Origin of the sequence: Allobosea sp. 47.2.35, from assembly GCF_024655635.1 — a bacterium.
GTDB lineage: Bacteria > Pseudomonadota > Alphaproteobacteria > Rhizobiales > Beijerinckiaceae > Allobosea.
This window is the reverse complement of record NZ_JANLGI010000003.1, coordinates 98,711-124,454: the sequence shown is the minus strand read 5'-3', so window position 1 is coordinate 124,454 and position 25,744 is coordinate 98,711. Positions and strand designations below refer to the sequence as shown.

The window sequence follows — 25,744 nt, the reverse complement described above, 5'->3', positions numbered from 1 at the left end:
GGCGGATCGCGGCTTGGGCGCTGAGATCAGCGCTTGCCGGCGGCGATCTGCTCGACCCGGTTGAGCCGATCCTCGTAGTCGCTGACGATGACATTCCAATCGGGAATATACATCTTCTTCATCAGCGCCTCGCGGGTCATGCCGAGATCCTGCTCATATTCGGGCGGCAGCACGGCCTTGTTATTGGTCGGGATCGAGCCGTTCTGGCCGGAGATCCGGGTCTGCGCGGCGGCATCCAGGAGTTCGTTGAGATAGGTGATGGTCTGCGCCCGTTCGGCGGAGCCTTTCGGCACCACGACGACATAGGGCAGCATCAGCGCGCCCTCCTTGGGGATCGCCAGCTCGATGGTCTTCTGGCCGTCGCGGCGCAGGCTCCAGACACGCGTCGAGTAAAATGGTGCGGCGGTGACCTCGCCACGCGTCAGCAGCGTGTTCATATGGGCGAGCGAGGTATAGGTCGTCAGCGAATTGGCGAAGATCGCCTTCAGCGGCTCGATGCCAGGCTCGATCTTGGCCGCGCCGCCGCCATTGGCATGGGCGAGGATCGTGAGGTCGTAGGAAGTCGCATAGACCGGGCGCGTGACCGCGAGCTTGCCCTTCCAGCGGGCGTCGGTGAGATCGTTCCAGGACTGGAAATCCGAGGCCTTGGCCAGCGTGTTGTTGAAGGCGATGCCGTAATAGCCGAAATGCGTGGCAAGGCCGACGATCTTGCCATCCTTGTTCCGGACGACCAGCTCCTTCGGCAGGTTGGCGATCGAGGGGATCTCCTTGTCCTCGAAGGTTTCGAGAAGGTTCGATTTGGCCAGCCCGATCGCCTCGAAATAGGTGACCTCGACCACGTTATATTGCGAGGCGGAGGGCGAGCGAACGGCGCCGGCCGTGTTCGGCACCTCGGCCATGCGAGCGGCGATGCCGGTCTTCTGGGTGAACGGAACCTGGAAATGCTCGCGCAGCACGGCCGCGCCGCCGCCGCCCCAGGTCGCGTGAATGACTTCGGCTGCGCCGGGGCCGGCGCTGGCCGCCAGCATCGACAATGCGAACACCCATGGCTTCATCTGATGGCTCCCGATTCTCGTGCGGGCCGTTCTGCGCGGCCTCGATGATGGGAGCCTCCCGCGTGCCAACCCTCATTGCAAATTCAAAGGAATCCGAACTTCATTCCAAGAAGTTATGAGTGAGGTTGGGCGAGTGAGAGCCGGGGCGACTGAGCCGCGCAAGGGCTGCCTAAGGAGCCAATTCGCCCAGCACCAACCGCTTGGTGCGATCGCTGTTGATGATCAGGCGATCGTTCGTGATGCGGACGGTGAAGAGCCAGGGCAGCACCCAGGGGCAGACGCGCCACTGGTCATGCACCTCGGTGCTGACGGGATGGGCGAAGAAGAAATCATCGCCATGGGCGACGAGCCTGATGCGCTGGCTGCCCTCGGGCGAGGACAGAGTGAGATGCAGGTCGGAGCCGGCCTTGCGGGTCTCGCCGCGGAAGGCGCCGGATTCTGCCGCGAAGCTCCTGCCGGCGAAGCGATCGATCGGGGTCGCGGTCGGCGCGATCGGGACGAAGCGACGGGTCCGGCCGAAGCGCGTTGCCGAGAGCGTGCCACCGGCTTCCAGCTTCAGCGAGAAGGCGGGGATCGAGGCCTGCGGCTGCCAGCTTCCGTCGCCGACGGGAAGGAGCGGTGCGCCGCCCATGTTCATCACCAGATAGGGCTGCCCCTGGCGCAGTTCGATCTGGAACGCGTCGTCGCCGGCTTCGTCGCGATAGGTGCCGGCGGGGAGTTCGAACGCCTGCTCCCGCGCTTCGCTGGCTTTACCCAGCAGATCGTGCGCGATCGAACGGGCGACGACATAAGGCGCGCAGTCGTCGTGGTTGGCGAGCAGGACGATGCCGAGATCGGCCTCCTTGAACCGGACCGACTCGGAGCGCGCGCCGGCGATCCAGCCACCATGTCCGACCGCCTCGCCGAGAGCGCCGCTATCGCGCACCAGCCCGTAGCCATAGGGCGAGGGCACGCCGTTGATCGTCACGCCGGCGTCTTCCATGCGCGCGATCATCTGCGCGTCGCCGATCTTCGGCTGGCGCAGGTTCTGCTGCCAGATGATCATGTCGTGCAGCGTCGAGACCATGCCGCCTTCGCCGCCGATGGCGATGCCCCAGGCGGCTTTCAGCCAGTTGCCGTCCGGCCCGCGGCGGTGATGTCCGGCGAGCCGCGGCAGGATTACGTCGTCGCGCGGCATCAAGGCCGTATCGTGCATGCCGAGCGGGCCGGTGATGCGCTCCTTCAGGAGGTCGTTGAAGCTGAGCCCCGAGACCTTCTCCAGGATCTCGGAGAGCAGCAGGAAGTTGCTGTTGCTGTAGAGCAGGTCATAGCCCGGCTCGAAATTGAGCTCGCTCTGCCGGCCGACCACATTGCAGGCGTATCGGCGCGAGGAGGGCGCGAGGATCGGCACGCCGCCGATCGTCATCATCTCCAGGATGTCGCGCAGGCCCGAGGTGTTCGAGGCGAGATGGTGCAGGGTGATCGTCCGGCCGTAATCGGGCAGCCAAGGCAGGTGGGTGCGGACATCGTCCTGCAGGGATAGCCGGCCCTCGCGCTCCAACGCCAGCAGCAGCCAAGTGGTGAACTGCTTGCTCTGCGAGGCGATCCGCACCACCGAGCGGCTGGAGAGCGCGATGCCGTTGGCAAGATCGGCCATGCCATAGGCGGCCTCGTGCACGACCTTGCCCCCTGAGAGAACGGCGATCACCATTCCCGGCGAGGTCTCGCTGTTCCAGACCGCGACATGCGGGGCGATGCGGGCGGCGATCGTTGCGGGATCGAGGGTAAGCGAGGCGCGGGGCATGGTAGGCTTTTAGGCTTGAGTCCGATGTGGAAGCGCCGCGCTCCCCGGGGGAACGCGGCGCTTATGGCTTAGCGCTTGATCTCGACGTTCCAGAAGGCCGGCCAGGGCGACGGGGTGAAGCCCGTGAGGCCCGGCGCGACCGCCGAGAGCGCGCTGAAATTGCCGATCTTCACGATCGGGGCCTGCTCGAAGATCAGCTTCTGCAATTCGACCCAGTGCTTGACGCGGGCGTCCTGGCTGGTCGCGCTGTTGAAGGCATCGAGCGCCTTTTCCTTTTCCGGCGTATCCCACCAGCCGCCGGCCGTCTTCGACAGGATGAAGTTCAGCGCGGGTTCCGGCAGGAACGGGCTGTGGGTGATGAAGACTTCCCAGAGCTCCGGCTTCTTGTTGCGCTGGATCATGGTCGCCCAGTCGCTGACCTGGAGATCGACCTTGAAGCCGGCCTGTTCCAGATAGATCTGCGCGACCTGCGCCATCTTGTAGTGGAACTCGTATTGCCGGCTGGTCAGGATGCGGATCGGCTCGCCCTTGTAGCCGGCCTCCTTGAGCAGCGCGGCCGCCTTCTTGTCGTCGGCGATATTGTAGTTGCCCTTGACGCCGACATCGCTGCGCCAGGCATAGCTTTCCGGATACATCGCGCCGTCGGCGGCATAGAACTTCTGGTCGCCGAAGCCGGCGGCCAGCATGTCCGTCTCGCTGAGGGCCGCCTGAACCGCCTTGCGGATCTTCTCGTTCTTGAGCGGGCCTTGCTTGTTGTTCATCACGAAGATCGGCCAGCCGAAATTGTTCAGCAGGGCCGGCTTCGCCTTGCCCTTCTCCAGCCGCGCGAAGGCTTCGACGGGCAGGGAGTCGACATAGTCGAACTGGCCGGCGATGGCGGCCTCGACGCGGGTATTGGCGTCCGGCACCGGGACGAAGCGGATCTCGTCGAACTTGGCGACACGGGCGCCACCGAAGCCGTCGGCCTTCTCGCTGCGCGGCTTGTAGCCGTCGAAGCGGGTGAGCTGAACATACTGGTCCGGCTTGTGCTCCTTGAGCCTGTAGGGGCCGGTGCCGATGACCTCCTTGAGCGGCGTCGCCAAGGCCTCAGCCGGCATGATCGCGGCGGCGGAGTTGTTGAAGGCGAGCAGCGAGAGCAGCGGCGCATAGGGTTGGCTCAGCGTGATGGTGACCTCGCTCGGCCCGGTCGCAGCGACCGACTTGACGTAGAGCGCCGTCTGCTTGCCGCGCGAGGCGACCTCCATCCAGCGCTTCAGCGAGGCGACGACATCCTCGGCGGTCATGTCGCGACCGTTATGGAACTTGATTCCCTGTCGCATCGCGATCTTGTAGACCGTGCCGTCGGCGCTGACGTTTGGCATCGCCTCGGCGAGGAGCGGCGTGACGTTCCACTTGCTGTCGAAGGTAAACAGCGTCTCGAAGACATGCTGCGAGATCATGCCGACGAGGTCGGTCGCGCTGATGCCCGGGTCGAGCGAGGCGGGCTCGCCGATCACCGCGACATTGACGATGCCGCCGGCCTGCTGGGCAGGGCTCGGCGCGACGGACGAAAGCGAGATCGACGCGGCGACCCCCATGAGAGCAAGCAGTTTCCTCATCGTCTTTTTATTCCGTAATTATGTTATATAGACCATAATAGGCAATCATCCACCCGGAATGCTGTCAAGCGATGCGCCGCGCAGGTTTCGGCGAAACATCTGTGAGCGATCGACGATTCCATCGACTCCGTTCCGAATGCGGCCAGCAGTCACGCAGGGCTGGATTCCGGGCTCCGGCGGCGGCATGGTTCCCGCGAACTCCGGTTGAAGCGAGGAGAGATTTCTTGGACATCACGCGTGCTGGCTCCCGGCCTTCCGGGAAGGGGCCCTCGGACTGGTTCACCGGGACGGTCAGGATCGATCCGCTCTGCAACGCCCATGCAGCGGAGCGCGTCCAGGGCGCGAGCGTTACCTTCGAGCCCGGGGCACGCACCGCCTGGCACACCCATCCGCTCGGGCAGACGGTGATCGTTACCGCCGGTCTTGGTCGTGCACAGTGCTGGGGCGGGCCGATCATGGAGATCCGGCCCGGCGACGTGGTCTGGTTCCCGCCCGGTGAGAAGCATTGGCATGGCGCCTCTCCGGCGACGGCCATGACCCATATCGCGATCCAGGAAGTGCAGGACGGCAAGGTCGTCGATTGGATGGAGCAGGTTTCCGACACTCAATATGGCGGATAGCGCATATCTTGCGCTTTTATTTCGTCGCGAATTGGATCATTGATACCGGGTCCTGTTTTAACGCCTGAGTAACTTTGCGAGAGTGTTCCATGCGACCTGAGCGCGTGCCTCGGTTTCCGGCACCTGTTCACGCTCCCGGCTTTGGCCGGCGGCCGCAGGCGGCGAACGACAATGAGCCGGAGATCGCGGACAGCGTCGTGAGCATTCTGATCGGGCGCTCCCTGATCATCGGGGCAACGCTGCTGGCCCTGACTCTCGTGGCCGGGTGGAGCCTCTGGCTTGGCCGCACGGTGTGGCGCCACCTCGTCTGATCCGGCGCAGATGGCGCCCTGCCACGTCACCTGATCCCCGCAAAACGGCAGTGCCGATACATTGACGTTGCGGCACGTATCATAAAAAATTTACCATATCGCTCGGAGATGGAGCGCAAGCGTGCCGGACCGTCCGGCGTGCAATCCGTATTCATGTCGGGATAGCCGTGCAGTCGAGCATCATTCAGGGCCAGGCACGCCTCCTTGCAACGCCCGCGCGGGATGGCGGAGAAGGCGCTATGGCCGGCTTTCTGCGCGACTGCGCCGGGCGGAACCAGGCCGTTTTCTTCTTCGGTGGCGATCATCGCGCGATCTATGCGCTGAGGGACCGAATCGCGGCGGACTGGCCGGCGCTGCGCGTCGCCGGCATCTGCGACGCCGACTTCGCCGGGCCGGCTGATCGCGCCGTTCTCGATCACATCGCTGCGGCAGATGCGGATGTGATCGTCACCGATCTGCCGAAGGCACGTTTTCGGCAGTTCTGCGCGCAATGCGACACGGCCCGAATCCGTGGAAAACGCGTCAACCTGCCCGGGAGCTTTCCGAGCTTTGCTGCCGGGGAGGCGGGCGCCCTGTCCGGCCGTTTTCTGCCGAGGCGGCTGCGCCGGTTTGGAGCGGCGGCGAAAATGGGGCTGGCCTTCTGCCGTATTGTTATGATGCAGAAGCTACGCGGCGCCTTTCCGCCGGCCGACGCTGTGACGCCCCGGCGTGGCAGCCGCGGCTGAGCGCGGCCGGCGACTCAGCGCGCGTTCGCAAAGGCCTTCTTGCTCAGGACGGTCCGCAACAGGATCGTGATGTCGAGCCAGAACGACCAGTTATCGATGTACCAGTGGTCATAGGCGACCCTGCCGGCCATCTTCTCGTCGGTATCGGTCTCGCCGCGGAAACCGTTGACCTGCGCCCAGCCGGTGATGCCGGGCTTGACGTTGTGGCGGCGGGCGTAGTTCGCGATCTTGCGCTCGAACTCGATATCATGCGCCAGCGCATGAGGGCGCGGCCCGACGAGCGACATATCGCCGGCGAGAACGTTCAGGAGCTGCGGCAATTCGTCGAGATTATAGCGCCGCAGCCAATGGCCGAGGCGTGTGATCCGGGGGTCGTTGCGCTTGGCCTGGACGACGACCTTGCCGTCATCCGTCGTCGACATCGTGCGGAACTTGAAGATGCGGAAGGCCTGCTGGTTGAAGCCGTAGCGCCGCTGGCGGAACAGGACGGGACCGGGGGAATCCAGCCGGATCAGCGCCGCGATCAGGAGCAGCAGCGGCAGGGTCAGGATGATGCCGGCGGCGGCGGCCACGACGTCGAAGGCCCGCTTGACCGCGATCTCGACCGCGGAGAGCGGCTGGCGTGTCAGGCGCAGGCTCGAGAGCGTGCCGGTGTGGACGATATGCGCATTGCCGAAGCGATCCATGATCGGTTCGGGTGCGAGATGGATCGCGACCGGCAGGTTCGTGAAGGCATCGACGCAGGCCGCGATAGTGTGCTGATCGGACCAGGGAACCGCGATGAAGACTGCGTCCGGTCGCTTCGCCCGGCAGTTCGCGACGGCCGCGGCGAGATCGGCCGCAAGGGCGGCGGTGCCGGCTTCAGCCGATGATTTCAAGAAAGCGACATCCGTGACTGCAAAGCCCATGTGCCAAGGCTTGTGCCGCGAGACGAAGGACATGATGTTTGCCTCGCGCCCGATGAGGAAGGCGCGTTCGGCCGTGATCCGCCCGGTCCGGCTGCCGGCTGCGATCAGCCGGACGACAGCCGAGCGCGACAGGGCGATGACGGGGATGCCGGAGAGATAGGTCACGACCATGATGGCGCGCGAGTAGTGATCGGCGATCTTGGCGAGGAACAGCAGAACCAGGAAGGCGACCATCGTGATGTTCCAGACGGCGAAGGCCGAGCCGATCTGTCCGCGAGTCGAGAGATAGTTCCCGATCTGATAGCGGCCGCGCATCAGGTTGACGAAGACAAACAGGGTCGCGAGCATCGCCGCCAGTTCCGGCGTCGAGCGGTCGATGCCAGGCAGGTTCGTGGCGCCGAGATGGTAGGCGAACGAGGCCGCATAGACGAGGGCGGCGACCACGGCGGCATCCGTCACCGCGGTCAGCGGTCCGAACCAGACACGCCAGATGCCCGCTCGGTTGTCGGGCAGGACTTGCGGCATCCCGCTCAGATCATTGACGCTCATAGTTACCCCCAGCGGCTTGCGCATGTTCCGTAACGGCACATCGCGCCGGCGCCGGATCATGATGGGGAGCGAGGTCGCAAGCCGCGTGCCGGTGCGGGCCGGGTCAATTCGGGGCGGTGACGGGGGAAACGGAATGAAGGCGGACGCCTGAAAAGGCAGGTGTCGGCGCGTGTTGTGCCGGGATGAATCAGGCCGGCTTGCGGAAACGCTGCATCATCAGGTCGAAACCTGCGGCCAGGATGCTGCCGAGCGTCGCGCCGATGACCTTCACGATCGCATCATGCGGCAGGCCATGGCGTGTCTCTTCGAGGGTCTGAAGCCATTCGAGGCCGATCGCGAGGGCTACGATGCCCGCCAGCACGAGCCAGCGCAGGCGCGGATAGGCGAAGGCGAGGGCGGCGCCGGCGGCGAAATAGGCGAGAAAGCGCTCGATATCCGGATCCAAGAAGGGGATGTGCGGGCGCGCCTGCAGCGGCGACAATGTCGAGAACAGGATCGCGAGCAGGGCAGCCCAGCCCGCAAGCACGGCGAGGCGGCGAAGCTTGTCGAGCGAAAGAATCAAGGCCGGGCTCCGGACGAATGGCGAGGCGCTGCAGGCAAGATACGGACCAGAACCGGCGGAATCGCGCGAGAGCGGAACGAGAGCCGATCTTATGGCGATGCAAAAACGACGAAGCAATGGCAGCGGCCGGAGTTTCCGGCCGAACCCTATGACGTTTCTCTTCAATTTTGCTTCAGCAAGCTGTTCCGGCGCGTGACGGACCGGCCACTCAGGCGCTAGCATACCGACTCATCGGCAAGCGGAGGCTGGATGACGGAGTTCTCGACTGCACCTTCGCCGACGCGCATCGCGCGCGGCGGCAAGGCGATTTATGGTGTTCCACTTGGCATCCTGATGCTGGAAGCCCGCTTTCCGCGGATCTCCGGCGACATGGGCAATGGCACGACCTGGCCCTTCCCGGTGCTGTACCGCGTCGTCGGCGGTGCGAGCCCCGAGAAGGTGGTGCTCAAGGGCGCCGCGGGCCTGCTGCCGGATTTCATCGAGGCTGCGCGCGATCTCGTCCGGCTCGGCGCCGAGGCGATCACCACCAATTGCGGTTTCCTCTCGCTGTTCCAGCGCGAGCTCGCGGCCGCCGTCGGTGTGCCGGTCGCGACCTCCTCGCTGATGCAGGTGCCCTGGGTGCAGGCGACACTGCCCCCCGGCAAGCGCGTCGGTATCGTCACCGTCTCGGCCGGGTCGCTCACGCCAAAGCATCTGGAGGCGGCTGGCGTGCCGCTCGATACGCCTGTCATCGGCACGGAGAACGGGCGCGAGTTCTTCCGCGTCCTGATCAAGGCCGAGAAGGACGACATGGATGTCGAGCTTGCCCGGCAGGACGTGGTGCAGGCGGCGCTCGATCTCGTCGCTCGGCACCCGGAAGTCGGCGCGATCGTGCTCGAATGCACGAACATGCCGCCCTATGCCGCCGATGTGCAGGCGGCGACCGGGCTCCCGGTCCACGACATCTACTCGCTGATCAACTGGTTCCACGCCGGATTGCGGCCACGCCGTTTCGGCTGAGTTTATCCCCGGTCCTTGCAGCCGCCCGATAATCCGCCTCGCTGAAATCCCCGCCCGCGAGGCCCCATGACCGACACGCCCCGTCTTTTCCTGCCGCTGCTCGCCGCCGGGCAGGCGCAGAAGCACGTCACCCATAACGACGCCCTGACCCGGCTCGACGGGTTGATCCATCTCACCGTCGACAGCCGGACGCAGACCGCGCCGCCGATCTCGCCGACCGAACTCTCGGCCTATATCGTGCCGGCGGGCGGCACCGGCGCCTTCGCGGGGCGCACCGATCAGGTCGCGCTGTTCGAGGATGGCGGCTGGAGCTTCCTCGTGCCGCGCGCCGGCTGGCAGGCCTGGGTGATCGACGAGGCCGAACACAATCTCTGGACCGGCACGGAATGGCGTCGAGACAGCCCGCTCAGCAGCCTCGGCGCCGAACGCTGGGGGGTGAATGCGACCGCAGACACGACCAATCGTCTTGCCCTGTCCTCGGATGCCAGCCTCTTCAACCATGCCGGCAGCGATCACCGGCTGAAGATCAACAAGAACGCGGCCGGCAACACCGCGAGCCTGCTGTTCCAGAGCAACTGGTCGGGCCGGGCCGAGTTCGGCCTCGCCGGCGACGACGACTTTCGGGTGAAGGTCAGTGCCGACGGCTCGGCCTGGCATGATGCGCTGGCGATCGACCGTGCGTCGGGGAGCGTCACCTTGCCGGGCTCGCCCTGGGCCGCAGGGACGAACCTGCTGGTGAATGGCGACATGGCGATCAATCAGCGTGGTTTTACCGGCGGCGCGCTGGCGGCCGGCGTCTACGGCTTCGATCGCTGGAAGGCGGCGCCGGGCGGCGCGAATCTCTCGCTGAGCGGCTTCGCCATCACCCTGACATCCGGCGCCATCATCCAGCCGGTCGAGCCGGCGCTCTGGGGGCTTTCGTCCTTCGCCAGCCTGCCCTTGACGCTCTCGGTCGATGATCTGACCGGCGGCAGCCTCGCGGTCACGATCGGCAGCCAGTCCGGCACGATCACGGCAGGTGCCGGGCGCCGTTCGGTAACGTTGACGCCTGCCGCCGGCGACACCGGCGTGCTGCAGGTGCGGCTTTCGCCGAGCGCGGGCGCGGTCAGTTTCGCGCGGATCAAGCTGGAGCGTGGACGGATTGCCACCGACTGGGCGACGCGCCCGCTCTCCGTCGAGCAGATGCTGTGCCGGCGCTATTTCCTGAAGCAGGACGGACAGGTGCTGATCGATGCCTATCAGGCCGCGGCGGCGGCGAGCCGGCAGAGTCTCCCCCTGCCGGTGCCGATGCGGACGACGCCGAGCGTGACTGCCACCGTCTCGCTGGAGATCAACGTGCAGGGTAGCGACCGGGGCGTCGTCGCGCAGTCGGCCGAGCGCGCCTATGCCTATGTTACCGCGCAGGCGCTGGGGCGGGTGAGGGCGGCTTTCGACGCGGTCGCCTTCGACGCTGAACTGTAGCGCTTACTCGCTGACGAGCTTGCGGGCGTGTAGCAGGGCGAGAAGACCTTCGTCGCGGCGCTCCTCGAGCTGCGCGATCGTGCGCCCCGCCGCTTCCTCGGCGACGCCCTCGATGATCTTGTGCTGGACGTCCGCGTCGAGCGAGGGCGTGCCGAGCGATTGCCAGCGTCGGACCTGGCTCGGCCCGAGATGGGCGAGATAGCCGGCGATGCCGCCTTCGCCGCCGCCGAGATGATAGGTCATATGCGGGCCCATCAGGGCCCAGCGCAGGCCGGGGCCGTTGCAGAGCGCGGCGTCGATCTCGGCGACGCTGGCGACACCCTGCTCGACCAGATGGACCGCCTCGCGATAGAGCGCCGAGGCCAGCCGGTTGGCGACATGGCCGGGCATCTCGCGCTGGAGGATGACCGGGCGCCGGTCGAGGCTGCGATAGAAGGCAGCGGCGCGCGCGACCACTGCCTCATCCTCGCCGACGACCTCGACCAGCGGCACCAGATGCGGCGGATTGAAGGGATGGGCGACGATGATCCGGCGCTTGTCCCGGCAATCGGCGACGATCGCGCTGCGCAGCAGCGCCGAGGTGCTGCTGGCGATGATCACCGCGGGCGGCAGGGCGGCATCGAGTCGGGCGAGAAGCTCGCGCTTGGCCGTTTCGTTCTCCGGCCCGTTCTCCTGAACGAAATCAACGCCTTGCAGGGCTTCGTCGAGATCGGCGGTGAACTGGTATTGGCCGGTATTCGCCAGCCCCAGCTCGGCGAGCTGAGCGCGGGCACGGTCGACCGCATGGCGAAACCGCTCTTCGGCGCCGGGCGCGGGGTCGTAGGCTGAGACGTTCAGGCCATGGCCCATGGCGAGGGCCGCCCATGAGCTGCCGATCAGCCCGGCGCCGATGATGGCGACGCGCTCGATGTCGCGGATATCCTGCATCAGTGGATCTCGGGTTCCGGCACCTTTGCCGTCCCCTCCAGATAATCGAAATCGCAGCCCTTGTCGGCCTGGCGGATATGGGCCGCCGACATCTTGCCCCAGCCGCGTGGATAGTCGCGGTTCGGAGGCGTCCAGACGGCGAGGCGACCAGCGATCTCGGCGTCGGTCAGGTCAACCGAGATGCTGCGCGCCTCGACATCGACGCTGATGATGTCGCCGGTTTGCACCGCCGCGAGCGGGCCCTTGATATAGGCTTCGGGCGCGACATGAAGGATGCAGGCGCCGTAGCTGGTGCCGGACATGCGGGCATCCGAGATGCGCAGCATGTCACGCAAGCCCTGCTTCAGGAGCTTCTTCGGGATCGGCAGCATGCCCCATTCCGGCATGCCCGGGCCGCCGACCGGGCCGCAATTCTTGAGGACCATGATGTGGTCGGCGGTGACGTCGAGGTTCTCATCGTTCACGGCCTGCATCATCGCGTCGTAATGCTCGAAGACCAGCGCCGGGCCGGAATGTTTGAGCAGGCGCGGCTCGGCCGCCGAAGGCTTGATGACGCAGCCATCGGGCGCGAGGTTGCCCTTGAGCACGGCCAGCCCGTTGGCGGTCGAGACGGGCTTGTCGAGCGGGCGGATGACGTTGTCGTCATAGACCTGCGCGAGCGCGATGGTCTCCGCGATCGGCTTGCCGGTCACTGTCATGGCATCGGTGTGGAGTTTGCTTTCGAGCTGCTTCAGCAGGGCGGGCAGGCCGCCGGCATAGAAGAAATCCTCCATCAGGAAATCGCCGGAGGGGCGCAGGTTCGCGACGACCGGGACGTTGCGCGAGACGGCATCGAAATCATCGGGCGTCAGCGGCACGCCGGCGCGGCCGGCCATGGCGACGAGATGGATAATGGCATTGGTCGAGCCGGCGACGGCCATATGCACGGTCAGCGCGTTCTCGAAGCTCTTGCGGGTCAGGATCTGATCCGGGGTCAGGTCCTCCCAGACCATCTCGACGATGCGCTTGCCTGCCATTGCGGCCATGCGGGGATGGGCGGCGTCGGCGGCGGGGATGGCGGAGGCGCCGGGCAGGGTGAGGCCGAGCACCTCGGCATGGCTCATCATCGTCGCGGCCGTGCCCATCACCATGCAGGTGCCGTAGGAGCGGGCGATGCCGCTCTCCATGTCCTTCCACTGATCGTCGGTGATGTTGCCGGCTTCCTTCTCGGCCCAGTATTTCCAGACATCGGCGCCGGAACCCAGCACCTTGCCGGCCCAGTTGCCGCGCAGCATCGGCCCGGCCGGCACGAAGATGAAAGGCAGGCCGGCGCTGCAGGCGCCCATGATCAGGGCCGGCGTGGACTTGTCGCAGCCGCCGAGCAGCACGGCGCCGTCAAGCGGATGGGAGCGGATCGATTCCTCGGTCTCCATCGCCAGGAAGTTCCGATAGAGCATGGTCGTAGGCTTCTGATATTGCTCGGAAACCGACATAACCGGAATTTCGATGGGGAAGCCGCCGGCCGCCCAGACCGCGCGCTTTACGGCTTCCGCGCGGTCGCGCAGATGGGTGTGGCAGGGGTTGATCTCGGACCAGGTGTTGATGATGCCGATGACCGGCTTGCCCATGAACTCCTCATGGCCGAAGCCCATCTGCAGGGCTCGCGAGCGATGCCCGAAGGAGCGCAGATCGCTCGCCCCGAACCAGCGCCAGCTGCGCAGGGTCTCGGGCGTCTTGCGGGGGCGGGCAGACATGGGCGTTCCCTCGAATTCTTGTCGTTCTAACTGGTGCTGGCGTCATGGTCGGGCTTGACCCGACCATTTCGGAAACCAGTGTCATCTTGTCATGAGATTCTCGGGTCTGCGCTACGCGCCGCCCGAGAATGACGGCTCGTCACTCAGCGGCGGCCTTCACCGCACCCCAGCTCGATACGATGCCGCGCAGCTCTGCCCGCTCGGCCTCGTTCAGCTCGGGCAGGCCGGGGAGGCGGACCGGGCCGACATGGGTGCCGAGCAGGCCGAGCGCCTCCTTCACCACGGTGACATTGGCGCCGTTGCCGTATTTCGTGCGCAGCTTCTCGAAGCCGGCGATGGCATCGACCTCGCGCCGTGCCGTGTCGTAGTCGCTGGCCTCCAGCGCACGCCAGACAGCCAGCGAGCGCTCTGGTGCGACATTGATCAGGCCGGAGGTGAAGCCCCGCGCACCCAGCGCGTAGAAGGGCGCGGCCCAGCCCTCGGCGAGGCCGCAGATCCAGTTGGCGGAGGAGCCTTCCGTCTCGCGCACGCAATCGGCGAGCAGCATCATGTTGTTCGAGGCGAATTTCACGCCTGCGACATTCGGGTGGGTTGCGACCCGGATCAGGTCCTTCACGCCGATCGCGTCCGAGCGGATATAGGCGACGAGCGGGATCGTCAGCGCCTCGGCGATGGCGAGAATGTAATCGGCCTGCGATTGCGGCGCGGCGAAGGGGTCGAGCGGGTGATGCACCATGGCGGCATCGCAGCCGGCCTTGGCCGCGAGCTTGCCGGTCGCAACGGCCTCGCGCAGGGAGCGGCCGATGCCGGCGGTGACCAGCGCCTTGCCGGCAGCGGCTTCGGCGGCGGTGGCGTGCGAGCGCTCCACCTCAGCCGTCGTCATGGGGTAAAACTCGCCGGTATTGCCTGCCGAGACGATGTTGTGGATGCCGGCTTCCGCGATGCGCCGGACGATCTTGCCGGTCAGCGCCCAGTCGGCCTCGCCACCCGCCTTCCAGGCGGTGACATGGACGCCGGAAATGCCGCGCAGCGCGTGGCGAACCTTGTCATTCGTCATAATTCAGTCCCTCCGCATCCGCGCCGAAAACCAGCCTGACATGGGCCTTCGCCGAGCGGACGATGTGATGGCGCATCCTGAGTTCGGCGCGCGCGGGATCGCGTGCCAGGAGCGCCTCGTAGATGTCGCGATGTTCCTCGAAGCCTCTCCGGCGCTCGTCCGGTTCGGAATGCAGGGCGATGCGCTGGGCATGGTCGTACATGCGCTGGCCGTCGAGGCGGCGCTCCAGATAGGTGCAGCCGGAGATGCGATGGATCGCGCGGTGATAGGCCTCGTTCAGCGCAACGAGGTCCTCAAGATCGCCATGCTCGGTCGCCTGCTCCATCTCGGCGATCAGCCTGCCGAGTTCGGTCGCGCCATCCTCGGTCAGGTGATTGGCGGCGATATGGGCCATGACGCTTTCGAGCGCGGCCCGGCCGAGCGCCATCTCCAAGGCCTGCCGCGGCGAGAACTCGACGAAGACGCCGCGGCGCGCCTCGGTCCGGACCAATCCCTCGCTTTCGAGCTTGCGGATCGCGTCCTTCACCGGCGTCGTGCTGACCCCGAGCATCTCGGCGAGATGGCGCTCGTTCAAGCGCTCGCCATTGCGGAAGCGGCCGGCGACGATGGCGCGGCGCAGGCGCTCATGGACATGCTCGCGCAGCGAACGCAGCAGATCGGGCGCAACGGGTTCGACGGCAGGCTGCAACATGGTTCTTCCGGGGCGCGTTACTGAGGCCGCTCCACCGCGGCTGCCGGCTCATGCGCCATGGCCATCAAACAGCACAAAGCGCGGTGCCCGGCAATCTGAAATTTCAGATTTCAAATCTGTGATCCTGTGTTATCGCTTGGAGCAAGCGCCCGTCATGAGGTGCAGGCGGAATTGTCCGCGACGGGGAGACGAACCGATGAGCATTACGCGCAGAACCATCATCGCCGCCGCCTGCCTGGCTGCGGCAGGGCCCGCCTTCGCGCAGGGCGACTATCCCGGCAGCAAGGTCGTCACCATCGTCGTGCCCTTCGCGGCCGGCGGCACGACCGACCTGCTCGGGCGCATCCTGGCCGACCGGTTGGGGCAACGGCTCGGCGGCAAGTTCATCGTCGAGAACCGGCCCGGAGCGGGCGGCAATACCGGCGTCGCGGCGGTCGCCCGCGCGCCGGCCGACGGCTACACGCTGACCATGGGCACGGTGTCGAGCCATGCGATCAACCCGGCGGTCTATACGAAGCTGCCCTTCGACCACATCAAGGATTTCGCGCCGATCTCGCAGGTGGCGAGCGTGCCGAACATCCTGATGGTCAATATCGACCTGCCGGCGAAGAGCGTGCCGGAGCTGATCGACCTGCTGAAGAAGAACCCCGGCAAATATTCGTTCGGCTCGTCGGGGGCGGGCACCTCGACGCATATGGCGGCCGAGCTGTTCAAGGTCTCGACCGGCACCGACATGGTGCATGTGCCATATCGGTCGAGCGGGCAGGTGACGCAGGATCTGCTCTCCGGCCAGATCCAGATCACCTTCGACAACATCACCATCGCCTGGCCGCATGTGCAGGACGGCAAGATCCGCGCGCTCGCCACCGCGACGCCGAAGCGGCTCGCGGTCGCCCCGGACCTGCCGGCGCTGTCGGAGTTCATTCCGGGCTACGATGCCAGCTCCTGGCACGGCTTCTTCGCGCCGTCAGGCGTGCCGAAGGAGATCGTCGCCAAGCTCTCGGCGGAGACGCAGGCGATCATGCGCGAGCCGGCGGTGATCGAGCAGCTCAAGAAGCTCGGTGTCGACCCGGTCGGGTCGAGCCAGGAGCAGTTCGCCGCCCATATCGCCTCCGAGACCAAGCGCTGGGCCGAGGTCGCGCAGAAGGCGAATGTGAAGATCGAGTGAGAGCCGGGGCGGGCGCCCCGGCTTAAGTCACGCTCCGATCAGCGCTGCCCGGCGAACGCCTTGGCCAGCGCGTCGGCATGCTTGGTCATGAGACCGAGGTCGGAGCCGACCGCGACGAAGCGATAGCCCCATTCGATATAGCGGCGCGCGTCGGGCTCTGACGGCGTCAGGATGCCGGCCGGCTTGCCGATCGCGGTCAGGCGCTTCACCGCGTCCTGGATCGCGGCCTGGACCTCGGGATGGTCGGGATTGCCGATATGGCCGAGCGAGGCGGAGAGATCGGCCGGGCCGATGAAGACGCCGTCGACACCGTCGACCGAGGCGATCTCCTCGATGCGGGCGAGCGCCTCGCCGGTCTCGACCTGCACCAGCACGCAGATCTCGCCATCGGCGCGCTTGAGATAATCCGGCACGCGCCCGTAATGGCTGCCACGGCCGCTGACCGTGATGCCGCGGATGCCGGCGGGCGGATAGCGGCAGGCGGCGACGGCCTTGCGCGCTTCCTCGGCGTTCTGGACGAAGGGCACGAGCACGGCCTGCACGCCGATATCGAGCAGGCGCTTGAGCAGCACCGCGTCATTCCAGGCCGGGCGGACGATCGGCGTCGCGGTGCCCCCTTTTAGGGCCTGCAACTGGGCGAGGACGTCGGGCGGCTCATTGGGCGAATGCTCGGTATCGACCAGTATCCAGTCGAAGCCGCTCTGACCAATGATCTCGGACACGATCGGGCTGCACAAGCTGCTCCACAATCCGATCTGAAGCTCGCCGCGCTTCAGGGCGGCCTTGAAGGCGTTGGCAGGCAGGTCCATGGCGTTTCCCCTCAGGCGAATGGATTGGCGGCGCTGCCCGGCCGACCGAAGCCTGTGGGAACGCGCGGACTCGGTTAGATCATAGCGAGCGGGGCCGCGGACCCTATGGCAGGAGATGGCGGGGTTGCAGCCTGCTGGCGGATCAGACAGCTGCTCTCGTGATGGCTTCGGCGAGCCAGCGCAAAGCTGGGTCAGCCAGTGCGCGCCGTGCGTGGACGAGGTCGATGGCGAAGGCCGGACTTTCGAAGGGAAGCGGCAGCACCGCGACCCCGGCGCTCTCCGCGAAGCGCCGCGCCACGCGCTCGGCCATGGTCGCGACGAGATCGGTGCCGGCGACAGTGAAGGGCACGGCCACGACATGGGGGAGCGTGACCGCGATGCGGCGTTTCAGGCCTTGGCGCGCCAGCACATCGTCGATCGCGCTCGGCAACCCGTCGCCGCCGGCTGCCGAGAACAGGGCATGGGGCAGCGCGGCGTACTCGCCGATGTCGAGAGCGGTCGTGTCGGCCGCATGGCTGCGGTCGCGGATGCAGACGAAGCGCTCCTCGAACAGCTGCTGGCGCAGGCTCGCCGATGAGTCCGGAAGATGACCGCCGATCAGGGCGTCGAGTTCGCCGCGTTCGAGCTTCGCCAGCGCTGCCGCCGCGTCGGTGATCGGGCGGATGACGAGGTCGATGCCCGGTGCTTCCCGGCGCAGCAGCGCGACGAGGGCCGGTACGATCACGAGGTCGCCGTAATCCGTCACGGCGATGGCGAAGCGCCGCCGCGAGGTGGCGGGATCGAAGCCTTGCCCGGGGGCGAGCGCTCCACGGATTTGCTCCAGCGCCGCGCCGATCGGCTGCGCGAGGGCCAGCGCCTTGTCGGTCGGCTGCATGCCGCCGGGGCCGCGCAGGAAGAGTTCGTCGCCGAAAAGATCGCGCAGTCGCCGGAGCGCGCTGCTCATCGAGGGTTGGGCCAGGCCGATGCGGCTCGCAGCGCGCGTGACGTGGCGCTCCTCCATCAAGGCCTCGAAGGCCACCAGCAGGTTGAGGTCGATCGCGGCTAAATTCATTTGAACAATGATGCAGATATCAAAAATCGATTTCAATAATGGAATCGACCCGCCTAGCTTGCGCCGGACTCGATCGATGGGCCGGACGCCGCATGACGAATTCCCTTCTGCGCTTCGTACCGCGCGGACCGACCCTACTGATCGTCGGCGTGCTCGCCGGCCTTGCCTTTCCGGCTCTGGCCGGGGCTGTCCGCCCGGCGATGGCGGCATCGATCTTCGTCATCGTGCTCGGCACGCTGCTCCGTGTGAACGCGGCCGATTTCATACGGACGATGCAGCAGCCGCGCTTCTCGGCTCTGTTGCCCGTCGTGGTGATGCTGGTTTGCCCTGCCTTGGTCGGGATGGCCGCTCGTGTGATCGGGATCGGGCCAGAGTTGGCGCTGGCCATGGTGCTCGCGGTCTGCGCGCCGCCATCGGGCGGCACGGCCGCCGTGGCGCGGATGCTGGGACTCGACGCGACAATTCCGCTGGCGGTCACCTTGCTGTCGATGGCGCTGGCACCGCTGAGCGTGCCCGTGCTGGCATCGTGGTTCGCTGGAATGGCCTTCGATCCGTTCGAGCTGGCGCTGCGCCTGTTCGTCTTGACGGCTGGGGCGGCCGGCGTCGCGCTGGTTCTGAGGCAACGCGCAGCGGGATTGTTGAAACGCCATGCCGATGGCATCGATGGGCTGGTGCTGGCCGCGCTGCTGATCTTCGCGATTTCGACGATGGCCGGGGTCCGCGCCCAGATCGAGGCCGAGCCCATGGCCGCCCTTGTCTGCGTCACGCTTGCCTTCGCCTGCAATCTCGCCCTGCAAGGCCTGGGCGCGGCGCTGTTGCCGGGCACCTTGGCCGAGCGGCTCGGCATCGGCCTGATCCTGGGCAATCGCAATGTCGGGCTGGTCTGGTCGGCGCTCGGCGCCTCGGCCTCGCCGACCATGGCGCTTTTCTTCGCAGCGACGCAGTTTCCGATCTACATGACCCCCCGCCTGATCGCATTCCTGATACGCTGGGCCACGCCGGAGAAAGCCACTTCATGACCACCCCCAAGCTGACCGAAGAGATCGCCCAGCGTTTTGCCCGCATCGCGCTCGGCCATATCCGTCGCGAATATCCCAACAAGCCGGACCACACCCTGGCTGGGCCGCAGGATGCGCAGACGCCGAGCCAGCTGCATCCGGTCTTTTACGGCAGCTATGACTGGCATTCCTGCGTGCACAGCTACTGGATGCTCGCGCGCCTGCTGCGGCGCCATCCGACGATGGAGGCCGCTGCCGATATCGTCGCGCTGTTCGACGCACAGCTCGTCCCGGAGAAGGTTGCGGTCGAATGCGCCTATCTCGCCCAGCCGACGGCGCGCGGCTTCAAGCGACCCTATGGCTGGGGCTGGCTGCTGAAGCTCGCGTCCGAGCTGAAGGGGCTCGATGACGGGCGCTGGAGTCGGGCGCTGGAACCGCTCGCCGAGGCCTTCGCGCAGCGCTTTCGCGATTTCCTGCCGATCGCGACCTATCCGGTGCGGGTCGGCACGCATTTCAACACGGCGTTCGGTCTGCGGATGGCGGCGGACTATGCCGATGCGACCGGGGATGGCGCTTTCCTGACCCTGCTGCGCGAGACGGCGCTGCGCTGGTATGGCGCCGACGAGGATTGCCCGGCCTGGGGCGAGCCGAGCGGCGACGATTTCCAGTCATCGGCGCTGATCGAGGCCGAATGCATGCGCCGCCTGCTGCCGGCGGAGCGCTTCCTGCACTGGTTCGAGAGTTTCCTGCCGCGTGTCGCGCAGCAGCAGCCGGCGATCCTGTTCAAGCCGGCAACCGTGACCGACCGGACCGACGGCAAGATCGCGCATCTCGACGGGCTCAATCTCAGCCGCGCCTGGTGCTGGAGCGCGCTGGCCGCGGCGCTGCCGGAATGGGATGTGCGGCGCCCGGTCATCGCGGATGCGGCGAGGCTGCATCTCGAAACCGGGCTACCGCATATCGCCGGCGACTATATGGGCGAGCACTGGCTTGCGACATTCGCCGTGCTCGCCATCGAGGAACGCTGAGAGCCGTCAGTACTTGGGCAGGCCGGGCGGATTGGTCTCGGAGCGCTCGACCGCTTCCTCCTCGATGCCCCAGCGGGCGAGCGCCTGCCGGTATTTGCCTGACTTGATCAGGTTGTTGGTGGCGAGCGTGAGGGCATCGACGAGGCCGCTGCCCTTGCGCGTGGTGATCGCGACGTCTGATTTCAGCGGCCAGCCGGCGCTGAGCGTGCCGATGCGCTTGATGTCCTTATCGCGGGCCGCGATGAAGACGAGCTGGGCGTGGGGCTGCACGACGACATCGACGCGGCCGCCCCGCAAGGCGACGAGCCGGGCGGCCTCGTCGTCGAAGAGTTGCAGTTCGAGCGGCTTCAGGCCGGCAGCGACGTTCTGCTTGCTCCATTCCAGCAGGATGCGCTCCTGATTGGTGCCGCCGCCGACGCTGAAGCTCAGGCCGGCGGCGTCCTTCGGCTCCTTGATGCTCGTGACCTTGCTGTCAGCCTTGACGAAGAAGCCGTGCAGGCCGAGGCGATAGGTCGAGAAGTCGAACTTCTCCTTGCGCTGTTCGGTGACGCCGACATTCGAGATCACGGCGTCATATTTCCCGGAGGTCAGGCCCAGCGGCCAGTCGGCCCAGGCGAGCGGCACGAGATTGAGCTTGAGGCCGAGGCTGTCGGCGATGAGCTGGGCGAAGTCGGGATCGGCGCCGATCACGGTCTTTGCATCGGTGGCGTAGGTCGTCAGCGGCGGGCCACCGGGGCTGATGCCGACGGTGAAGAGGCCGGGCTCGACGAACCTGAAGCCCTTGGGCACGGCGGCGATGGCTGCCGGGTCCTTCTCGGCGCGAATACGGCCGGGTTGCTCGGGGCCGAGGTCGAAGGGGGCTTGCTGGGCGAGGGCGGGCAGGCTCGTGGCGCTGAGCGCGCCGACGAGCAGCGACAGGAGTGTCCGTCGCGGGATCATGATGCTCTCCAGTTCTCGAAAGTGTCCGTGGTCGGGCGAGGTGCTCACGCCTTCGGCAGGCCGGGCGGGTTGGTGCGCGATGCCTCGATCGCCTCGGCCGAGAGGTTCCAGCGTGCCAGCACCTTGGCGTAGTTGCCGTTCTTGATCTGGGTGTTGAGCGCCTGGGTGATGGCCTCGGCGAGGCCTGCGCCTTTGCGGGTGGTCACTGCGATCTCGGCCAGAACCGGCCAGCCGCCGGAGAAATTGCCGGCGAGCCGGGTCTTGCCCTCCTGCGCGGCCTTGAAGCTCAGCAGCGCATTGGGGCCGAGATAGGCGTCCGCACGGCCGGATTCGAGCGCGAGATAGAGCACGACATCGTCGTCATAATACTGGATCTCGACCGGCTTCAGCCCGGCCTTGAGGTTGGCCTCGTTCCAGCGCAGCAGGATCTGCTCCTGATTGGTGCCGGCGCCGACGATGACCTTGAGGCCCGCCACATCGCGGGGCTCGCGAATATCGATCTCGTTGCCCTTCTTCACATAGAAGCCGAGCAGGTCCTTGCGATAGGTCGAGAAGTCGAACTTCTCCTTGCGCTGCTCGGTGACGGTGACGTTGGAGATCACCGCGTCGAACTTGCCGGAGACGACGCCGAGCGGCCAGTCCGCCCAGGCAGTCGTGACGATCTCCAGCTTGCGGCCCAGCGCGTCCGCGACAAGCTGCGCGATCTCGGCCTCGCCGCCGATGACCGTCTTGTTATCGGTCGCAAAGCCGCTGAACGGAAAGCGCCCGGTGTTGTTGCCCACGGTGAAGACGCCGTCCTTCGCGAATTTGGCATCCTTGGCAATGAGCTTGATCGCCTCCTCATCGCGCTCGGCGCGGGGGCGGCCAGGCTGCTCGGCCGAGAGGTCGACGACCTGCTGGGCGAAGGCGCTGGCGGGGATGAGCGCGGCCGATGCGGCGCCGGCGAGAAGGCTGAGCGAGTTACGACGCGTAATCATGACAGGGTTCCTTGTTGGGCGTGGCGGAGAATTCAGAGCACCTTGGCGAGGAATTCGCGGGTGCGGGTGTGGCTGGGGTTGCCGAGGACATCGGCCGGGGCGCCGCTCTCGACGATGCGGCCGGCCTCCATGAAGACGACTTGGTCGGCGACTTCGCGGGCGAAGCCGATCTCGTGGGTGACGATGACCAGCGTCGTGCCGGAGCGGGCGAGCTCCTTGATGACGTCGAGTACTTCGCCGACGAGCTCGGGGTCGAGCGCCGAGGTCGGCTCGTCGAAGAGCAGCACCTTGGGCTTGAGGGCGAGCGCCCGGGCGATGGCGACGCGCTGCTGCTGGCCGCCGGAAAGCTGGCGCGGATAGGCGTCCGCCTTCTCGGCGAGGCCGACACGGGCGAGCAGTTCCAGCGCTTCGGCCTGAGCCTGCTCGCGGGAGAGGCCGCGCACGGTGACCGGCGCCTCGGCGATGTTCTCGATCGCGGTCAGATGCGGGAAGAGATTGAAGTTCTGGAAGACCATGCCGACATCGACGCGCCGGGCCAGGATGTCCTTCTCCTTCAATTCGTAGAGCGTCTCGCCGTCCTGCCGGTAGCCGATCAGCTCGCCATCGATGGCGATGAAGCCCTCGTCGACGCGCTCCAGATGGTTGATCGAGCGCAGCAGGGTCGATTTGCCGGAGCCGGACTGGCCGATGATCGCGGTGACGCTGCCGGGGCGCAGCGACAGGCTGACATCGTCGAGCACCTTGAGCGGGCCGAAGCTCTTCGAGACATGGCTGATCCGGATCTCACCGCCGCTGCGCGGGGAAAGCGTGGCGAGCGAGGCCGTGCGCGGTGCGACTGGGGTTTGCGTCGGGGTTGCGAAGCCGGCGTCAGCCGCTGCTGGGGCGACCCGGTTCCGGCCGAGCCAGCGCAGGGCCGTGTCGATGGCCGAGGGCGGCGGATTGCGCAGGGCGCCGCGGGCATAGTGGCGCTCGATATGGCGCTGGAAGAAGGAAAGGACGCTGAGGATGACGAGGTACCAGACCGTCGCCACCATCAGCAGCGGGATCACCTCGAGATTGCGCCGGTAGATCACCTGGATGGTGTAGAACAGCTCCGGCAGGGCCAGGATGTAGACTTGGCTCGTACCCTTGGCGAGGCTGATGATCTCGTTGAAGGCGGTCGGCAGGATCGAGCGCATCGCCTGCGGCAGCACGATCCGCGAGACCTGACGGTGCTTCGGCAGGCCGAGCGCGGCGGCGGCCTCGTGCTGGCCCTGGTCGACAGCGAGGATGCCGCCACGCACGATCTCCGAGGAGAAGGCGGCAGCGTTGAGGGTGAGACCCAGTACCGCCGCGAAGAAGGGCGTGATCAGTTGCGTGGTCGACCAGCTGCCGAAGCCGATATCGGTGAAGGGAATGCCCAGCCAGATCGTGCTGTAGAGATAGCCGAGATTGTTCAGGATCAGCAGCAGCACGATCAGCGGGATCGAGCGGAAGAGCCAGACATAGCCCCAGGAGAGCGAGGCGAGCAGCGGCGAGCCGGAGACCCGCGCCAGTGCCAGCAAGGTGCCGAACAGGAAGCCGAAGACCGTGCCGAGCAGGGTCAGGAACAGGGTGCGGCCGAGCCCGACCAGCACGGGTTCGGCGAAGAACCACTCCGCGAAGACATCCCAGCCCCAGCGCGGATTCGAGAGCACCGAGTTCAGGATCGCGAAGATCACGACGGCGGCGAAGACCGTGCCGATGGTCCGCCCGGGATAGCGGGCGGGGACGATGCGATAGCGGCTGAAATCGCGATGCGGGGCTGGATTCTGGGCGTGCGAGGGCAAGCCCGCGAAGTCGCTGGCGAGGGTCATGGCTGGCTCTTGTTATTGGAGAAAGGGAAGCGGGCCCGTCAGGCGGCGCTGCGCGAGGCGTGAGCGTCAGGCGGGGGCGGCAGTGAGGCCGGCGCGACGGACAGCTCCTTCTCGAAGCCGAGCTTGCCGTAGATCTCGGGATCGACCGTGACGTCGAAGAGCGGCGTGTAGCCGGTCTCCAGATAGAGACCCTTGGCCTCTGGCTGGCGGAAGCCGGTGGTCAGGAAAATCCGGCCATAGCCCTGGCGGATGGCCTGCAGCTCCAGCTCGGCGACGATGCGGCGCGCGAGGCCCTGGCGGCGGAACTCGCTATCCGTCCAGATCCGCTTCATCTCGGCCGTGCGCGCGTCGTAGCGCTTGAAGGCGCCGCCGGCGATGGGGCGGCCATTGCGTAGCAGCAGGACGAAATTGCCGTCGGGCGGGGCGAAGAGTTCGGCCGGGTAGCGGCTCATCTCCGCGCCCGGTGCCTCGCCGAAATAGCTGCCGTAGCGTGTGGCATATTCCCAGGTGAGCTGCTCGACCAGCGGCTGGGCAAGCGGATCGAGCGGGGTGGTGTAGAGGAACCTGTCGGCCATGGCGTCAGCCTTTCCGGGACATCGTTGCGGACAGCTCAACTCGCGCGGCGCGCGGGCTCGGCGTCCGATGGGGTGGCGTAGCGGCTCTCGCGGCGGGGGAGGCCGAGATGGTCGCGAAGCGTCGTGCCCGGCAGGTTGCGGTCGTAGACGCCGCGCTCCTCCAGCACCGGGATGACCAGCTCGACGAAATCGTCGAGGCCCTGGCCGATCACCGGGAAGCCGAGCACGAAGCCGTCGGCGGCCTGCGCCTCGACGCGCTCGATCAGCCGGTCGGCGATCTCCTCAGCCGAGCCGATCAGGTCGGTGCGGGGCGTGGCGGCTTCCAGCGCCGCTTCGCGCAGCGTCTGGCCTTTCAGGACGGCGTTGCGCTTGATGCGATCGGTCGTCGAGCGGAAGCTGTTCTTGCCGATATCGCCGAGCTCTGGGAACGGCGCGTCCAGCGGGTAGGCCGTGAAGTCGTGATGGTCGAAATAGCGGCCGATATAGGCCAGCGCATCCTCGATCGAGACGAGATTGCGGATGGCTTGGTACTTCTCCTCGGCTTCTGCCGCCGTGCGTCCGACGATCGGCCCGGCGCCGGGGAAGAGCTTCACATCATCGGCGCTGCGGCCATGGGCGACGGCGCTGGTCTTGATGGCGCGGTAGAGGGCCTGCGCCTCCTCCAGCGGGACATGATTGGCGAAGACCGCATCGGCATGGCGGCCGGCGAGCCCGATGCCGGATTCCGAGGCGCCGGCCTGGAACAGCACCGGCTGGCCCTGCGGTGAGCGCTGGATGTTGAGCGGGCCCTCGACCTGGAAGAAGCGGCCCTTGTGGTTCAGCGTGTGCAGCTTGTCGCGGTTGAAGAAGCGGCTCGCTTCGCGGTCGCGGATGAAGGCGTCGTCATCCCAGGAATCCCAGAGGCCTTTGGCGACATCGAGATATTCCTGGGCGATCTCGTAGCGCAGCGAATGCTCGGGATGCGGGCGGCTGTAGTTGCGACCGGAGCCTTCCAGCGGCGAGGTGACGGCGTTCCAGCCGGCGCGGCCGCCGGAGATCAGGTCGAGCGAGGCGAATTGCCGGGCGATCGTGTAGGGGTCGCTATAGGAGGTCGAGACCGTGCCGACGAGGCCGAGCTTCGTCGTCACCGTCGCCAGCGCCGAGAGGATGGTCAGCGGTTCGAAGCGGTTGAGGAAATGCGGGATCGACTTCTCGTTGATGTAGAGCCCGTCCGCGACGAAGGCGAATGCGATGCCGTTCTCCTCGGCTTTGCGGGCGTTGCGGATGAAGAAGTCGAGATTGACGCTGGCATCGGCCGGGTTGCTGGGGTGGCGCCAGGCGTTCATGTGGCTGCCGGCGCCCTGGAGCATCAGGCCGAAAGTGAGGCGGGTGCGGGACATGGGATC

23 protein-coding genes are annotated in these 25,744 nt (G+C 66.6%); 7 read left to right on the top strand and 16 right to left on the bottom strand.

What is annotated here, in order from left to right; all coding sequences use genetic code 11:
* Positions 1-26 precede the first annotated feature (26 nt).
* The 3 genes from NUV79_RS05615 to NUV79_RS05605 form a co-directional block, all read right to left on the bottom strand.
* Positions 27-1,055: an extracellular solute-binding protein gene (locus NUV79_RS05615; protein WP_257732081.1), complete on the bottom strand. Its 1,029-nt coding sequence runs from the start codon at positions 1,053-1,055 to the stop codon at positions 27-29.
* A 169-nt stretch (positions 1,056-1,224) separates the two neighbouring features.
* On the bottom strand, positions 1,225-2,838 hold the full coding sequence (locus tag NUV79_RS05610) for a serine hydrolase domain-containing protein (RefSeq protein ID WP_257732080.1): 1,614 nt from the start codon (positions 2,836-2,838) through the stop codon (positions 1,225-1,227).
* 68 nt (positions 2,839-2,906) lie between these two features.
* Positions 2,907-4,436 (bottom strand): ABC transporter substrate-binding protein, encoded by a 1,530-nt coding sequence (locus tag NUV79_RS05605; protein ID WP_257732079.1) that lies wholly within the window; start codon positions 4,434-4,436, stop codon positions 2,907-2,909.
* 224 nt (positions 4,437-4,660) lie between these two features.
* Between NUV79_RS05605 and NUV79_RS05600 the strand changes: the two genes are divergently transcribed.
* Together NUV79_RS05600 and NUV79_RS05595 are read left to right on the top strand one after the other, a co-directional pair.
* On the top strand, positions 4,661-5,056 hold the full coding sequence (locus NUV79_RS05600; RefSeq protein WP_257732078.1) for a (R)-mandelonitrile lyase: 396 nt from the start codon (positions 4,661-4,663) through the stop codon (positions 5,054-5,056).
* A 478-nt stretch (positions 5,057-5,534) separates the two neighbouring features.
* Positions 5,535-6,092 carry a WecB/TagA/CpsF family glycosyltransferase gene (locus tag NUV79_RS05595; protein WP_257732077.1) on the top strand — a complete coding sequence of 186 codons (558 nt, stop codon included), beginning with the start codon at positions 5,535-5,537 and terminating at the stop codon, positions 6,090-6,092.
* Positions 6,093-6,106: 14 nt separating this feature from the next.
* Here the strand turns inward: NUV79_RS05595 and NUV79_RS05590 are convergent, their stop codons facing one another.
* Positions 6,107-7,549: an undecaprenyl-phosphate glucose phosphotransferase gene (locus NUV79_RS05590; RefSeq protein ID WP_257732076.1), complete on the bottom strand. Its 1,443-nt coding sequence runs from the start codon at positions 7,547-7,549 to the stop codon at positions 6,107-6,109.
* Between the two features lie 187 nt (positions 7,550-7,736).
* Entirely contained in the window at positions 7,737-8,111 is a 375-nt protein-coding gene (locus NUV79_RS05585; RefSeq protein WP_257732075.1) for a hypothetical protein, read from the bottom strand.
* A gap of 249 nt (positions 8,112-8,360) precedes the next feature.
* Here NUV79_RS05585 and NUV79_RS05580 point away from each other — a divergent pair, with 249 nt between their 5' ends.
* Together NUV79_RS05580 and NUV79_RS05575 are read left to right on the top strand one after the other, a co-directional pair.
* On the top strand, positions 8,361-9,110 hold the full coding sequence (locus NUV79_RS05580; RefSeq protein WP_257732074.1) for an aspartate/glutamate racemase family protein: 750 nt from the start codon (positions 8,361-8,363) through the stop codon (positions 9,108-9,110).
* Positions 9,111-9,176: 66 nt separating this feature from the next.
* A complete protein-coding gene (locus NUV79_RS05575; RefSeq protein WP_257732073.1) occupies positions 9,177-10,571 on the top strand; it encodes a DUF2793 domain-containing protein in 1,395 nt (464 codons plus the stop codon).
* 3 nt (positions 10,572-10,574) lie between these two features.
* Here the strand turns inward: NUV79_RS05575 and NUV79_RS05570 are convergent, their stop codons facing one another.
* The 4 genes from NUV79_RS05570 to NUV79_RS05555 all read right to left on the bottom strand — a co-directional run bounded on the left by NUV79_RS05570 (position 10,575) and on the right by NUV79_RS05555 (position 14,979).
* The gene (locus NUV79_RS05570; protein WP_257732072.1) at positions 10,575-11,498 is read right to left on the bottom strand and encodes a 3-hydroxyacyl-CoA dehydrogenase NAD-binding domain-containing protein; all 924 of its coding nucleotides are present in this window, start codon (positions 11,496-11,498) and stop codon (positions 10,575-10,577) included.
* Positions 11,498-13,231 (bottom strand): L-arabinonate dehydratase, encoded by a 1,734-nt coding sequence (araD, locus tag NUV79_RS05565; protein ID WP_257732071.1) that lies wholly within the window; start codon positions 13,229-13,231, stop codon positions 11,498-11,500. Before araD ends, NUV79_RS05570 begins: the two co-directional genes overlap by 1 nt.
* A gap of 139 nt (positions 13,232-13,370) precedes the next feature.
* A complete protein-coding gene (locus NUV79_RS05560) occupies positions 13,371-14,288 on the bottom strand; it encodes a dihydrodipicolinate synthase family protein (protein WP_257732070.1) in 918 nt (305 codons plus the stop codon).
* On the bottom strand, positions 14,278-14,979 hold the full coding sequence (locus NUV79_RS05555) for a GntR family transcriptional regulator (protein WP_257732069.1): 702 nt from the start codon (positions 14,977-14,979) through the stop codon (positions 14,278-14,280). Before NUV79_RS05555 ends, NUV79_RS05560 begins: the two co-directional genes overlap by 11 nt.
* A 196-nt stretch (positions 14,980-15,175) precedes the next feature.
* Here NUV79_RS05555 and NUV79_RS05550 point away from each other — a divergent pair, with 196 nt between their 5' ends.
* Positions 15,176-16,147: a Bug family tripartite tricarboxylate transporter substrate binding protein gene (locus NUV79_RS05550; protein ID WP_257732068.1), complete on the top strand. Its 972-nt coding sequence runs from the start codon at positions 15,176-15,178 to the stop codon at positions 16,145-16,147.
* Positions 16,148-16,185: 38 nt separating this feature from the next.
* Here NUV79_RS05550 and NUV79_RS05545 read toward each other — a convergent pair whose 3' ends face one another.
* Both NUV79_RS05545 and NUV79_RS05540 read right to left on the bottom strand, forming a co-directional pair.
* Positions 16,186-16,956, bottom strand: a complete 771-nt coding sequence (locus tag NUV79_RS05545) for an HpcH/HpaI aldolase family protein (protein WP_257732067.1) — start codon at positions 16,954-16,956, stop codon at positions 16,186-16,188.
* Between the two features lie 142 nt (positions 16,957-17,098).
* Positions 17,099-18,007 (bottom strand): LysR family transcriptional regulator, encoded by a 909-nt coding sequence (locus NUV79_RS05540; protein ID WP_257732066.1) that lies wholly within the window; start codon positions 18,005-18,007, stop codon positions 17,099-17,101.
* A 92-nt stretch (positions 18,008-18,099) separates the two neighbouring features.
* On the opposite strand from NUV79_RS05540, the gene NUV79_RS05535 reads away from it, so the two are divergent.
* Together NUV79_RS05535 and NUV79_RS05530 are read left to right on the top strand one after the other, a co-directional pair.
* Positions 18,100-19,026: a hypothetical protein gene (locus NUV79_RS05535; protein WP_257732065.1), complete on the top strand. Its 927-nt coding sequence runs from the start codon at positions 18,100-18,102 to the stop codon at positions 19,024-19,026.
* A complete protein-coding gene (locus tag NUV79_RS05530; protein ID WP_257732064.1) occupies positions 19,023-20,033 on the top strand; it encodes a DUF2891 domain-containing protein in 1,011 nt (336 codons plus the stop codon). The genes NUV79_RS05535 and NUV79_RS05530 overlap by 4 nt, the downstream gene beginning before the upstream one ends.
* A gap of 6 nt (positions 20,034-20,039) precedes the next feature.
* Here NUV79_RS05530 and NUV79_RS05525 read toward each other — a convergent pair whose 3' ends face one another.
* Genes NUV79_RS05525 through NUV79_RS05500 form a run of 5 tightly spaced genes read right to left on the bottom strand, consistent with a single transcriptional unit; the run spans position 20,040 to position 25,738 of the window.
* Positions 20,040-20,972 carry an ABC transporter substrate-binding protein gene (locus tag NUV79_RS05525; protein WP_257732063.1) on the bottom strand — a complete coding sequence of 311 codons (933 nt, stop codon included), beginning with the start codon at positions 20,970-20,972 and terminating at the stop codon, positions 20,040-20,042.
* 44 nt (positions 20,973-21,016) lie between these two features.
* Entirely contained in the window at positions 21,017-21,949 is a 933-nt protein-coding gene (locus NUV79_RS05520) for an ABC transporter substrate-binding protein (protein ID WP_257732062.1), read from the bottom strand.
* A 32-nt stretch (positions 21,950-21,981) separates the two neighbouring features.
* On the bottom strand, positions 21,982-23,784 hold the full coding sequence (locus tag NUV79_RS25250; RefSeq protein ID WP_308218164.1) for an amino acid ABC transporter permease/ATP-binding protein: 1,803 nt from the start codon (positions 23,782-23,784) through the stop codon (positions 21,982-21,984).
* 38 nt (positions 23,785-23,822) lie between these two features.
* Positions 23,823-24,359, bottom strand: coding sequence for a GNAT family N-acetyltransferase (locus tag NUV79_RS05505; protein WP_257732061.1), 537 nt, complete (start codon positions 24,357-24,359; stop codon positions 23,823-23,825).
* 35 nt (positions 24,360-24,394) lie between these two features.
* The gene (locus NUV79_RS05500) at positions 24,395-25,738 is read right to left on the bottom strand and encodes an LLM class flavin-dependent oxidoreductase (RefSeq protein ID WP_257732060.1); all 1,344 of its coding nucleotides are present in this window, start codon (positions 25,736-25,738) and stop codon (positions 24,395-24,397) included.
* Positions 25,739-25,744: the final 6 nt, after the last annotated feature.

Excerpts from the sequence above, each read along its gene's own strand:
- NUV79_RS05615 (WP_257732081.1), bottom strand. The coding sequence starts at position 1,055 with ATGAAGCCATGGGTGTTCGCATTGTCGATGCTGGCGGCCAGCGCCGGC.
- NUV79_RS05610 (WP_257732080.1), bottom strand. The coding sequence starts at position 2,838 with ATGCCCCGCGCCTCGCTTACCCTCGATCCCGCAACGATCGCCGCCCGC.
- NUV79_RS05605 (WP_257732079.1), bottom strand. The coding sequence starts at position 4,436 with ATGAGGAAACTGCTTGCTCTCATGGGGGTCGCCGCGTCGATCTCGCTT.
- NUV79_RS05590 (WP_257732076.1), bottom strand. The coding sequence starts at position 7,549 with ATGAGCGTCAATGATCTGAGCGGGATGCCGCAAGTCCTGCCCGACAAC.
- NUV79_RS05580 (WP_257732074.1), top strand. The coding sequence starts at position 8,361 with ATGACGGAGTTCTCGACTGCACCTTCGCCGACGCGCATCGCGCGCGGC.
- NUV79_RS05575 (WP_257732073.1), top strand. The coding sequence starts at position 9,177 with ATGACCGACACGCCCCGTCTTTTCCTGCCGCTGCTCGCCGCCGGGCAG.
- NUV79_RS05570 (WP_257732072.1), bottom strand. The coding sequence starts at position 11,498 with ATGCAGGATATCCGCGACATCGAGCGCGTCGCCATCATCGGCGCCGGG.
- araD (WP_257732071.1), bottom strand. The coding sequence starts at position 13,231 with ATGTCTGCCCGCCCCCGCAAGACGCCCGAGACCCTGCGCAGCTGGCGC.
- NUV79_RS05560 (WP_257732070.1), bottom strand. The coding sequence starts at position 14,288 with ATGACGAATGACAAGGTTCGCCACGCGCTGCGCGGCATTTCCGGCGTC.
- NUV79_RS05555 (WP_257732069.1), bottom strand. The coding sequence starts at position 14,979 with ATGTTGCAGCCTGCCGTCGAACCCGTTGCGCCCGATCTGCTGCGTTCG.
- NUV79_RS05550 (WP_257732068.1), top strand. The coding sequence starts at position 15,176 with ATGAGCATTACGCGCAGAACCATCATCGCCGCCGCCTGCCTGGCTGCG.
- NUV79_RS05545 (WP_257732067.1), bottom strand. The coding sequence starts at position 16,956 with ATGGACCTGCCTGCCAACGCCTTCAAGGCCGCCCTGAAGCGCGGCGAG.
- NUV79_RS05540 (WP_257732066.1), bottom strand. The coding sequence starts at position 18,007 with ATGAATTTAGCCGCGATCGACCTCAACCTGCTGGTGGCCTTCGAGGCC.
- NUV79_RS05535 (WP_257732065.1), top strand. The coding sequence starts at position 18,100 with ATGACGAATTCCCTTCTGCGCTTCGTACCGCGCGGACCGACCCTACTG.
- NUV79_RS05530 (WP_257732064.1), top strand. The coding sequence starts at position 19,023 with ATGACCACCCCCAAGCTGACCGAAGAGATCGCCCAGCGTTTTGCCCGC.
- NUV79_RS05525 (WP_257732063.1), bottom strand. The coding sequence starts at position 20,972 with ATGATCCCGCGACGGACACTCCTGTCGCTGCTCGTCGGCGCGCTCAGC.
- NUV79_RS05520 (WP_257732062.1), bottom strand. The coding sequence starts at position 21,949 with ATGATTACGCGTCGTAACTCGCTCAGCCTTCTCGCCGGCGCCGCATCG.
- NUV79_RS25250 (WP_308218164.1), bottom strand. The coding sequence starts at position 23,784 with ATGACCCTCGCCAGCGACTTCGCGGGCTTGCCCTCGCACGCCCAGAAT.
- NUV79_RS05505 (WP_257732061.1), bottom strand. The coding sequence starts at position 24,359 with ATGGCCGACAGGTTCCTCTACACCACCCCGCTCGATCCGCTTGCCCAG.
- NUV79_RS05500 (WP_257732060.1), bottom strand. The coding sequence starts at position 25,738 with ATGTCCCGCACCCGCCTCACTTTCGGCCTGATGCTCCAGGGCGCCGGC.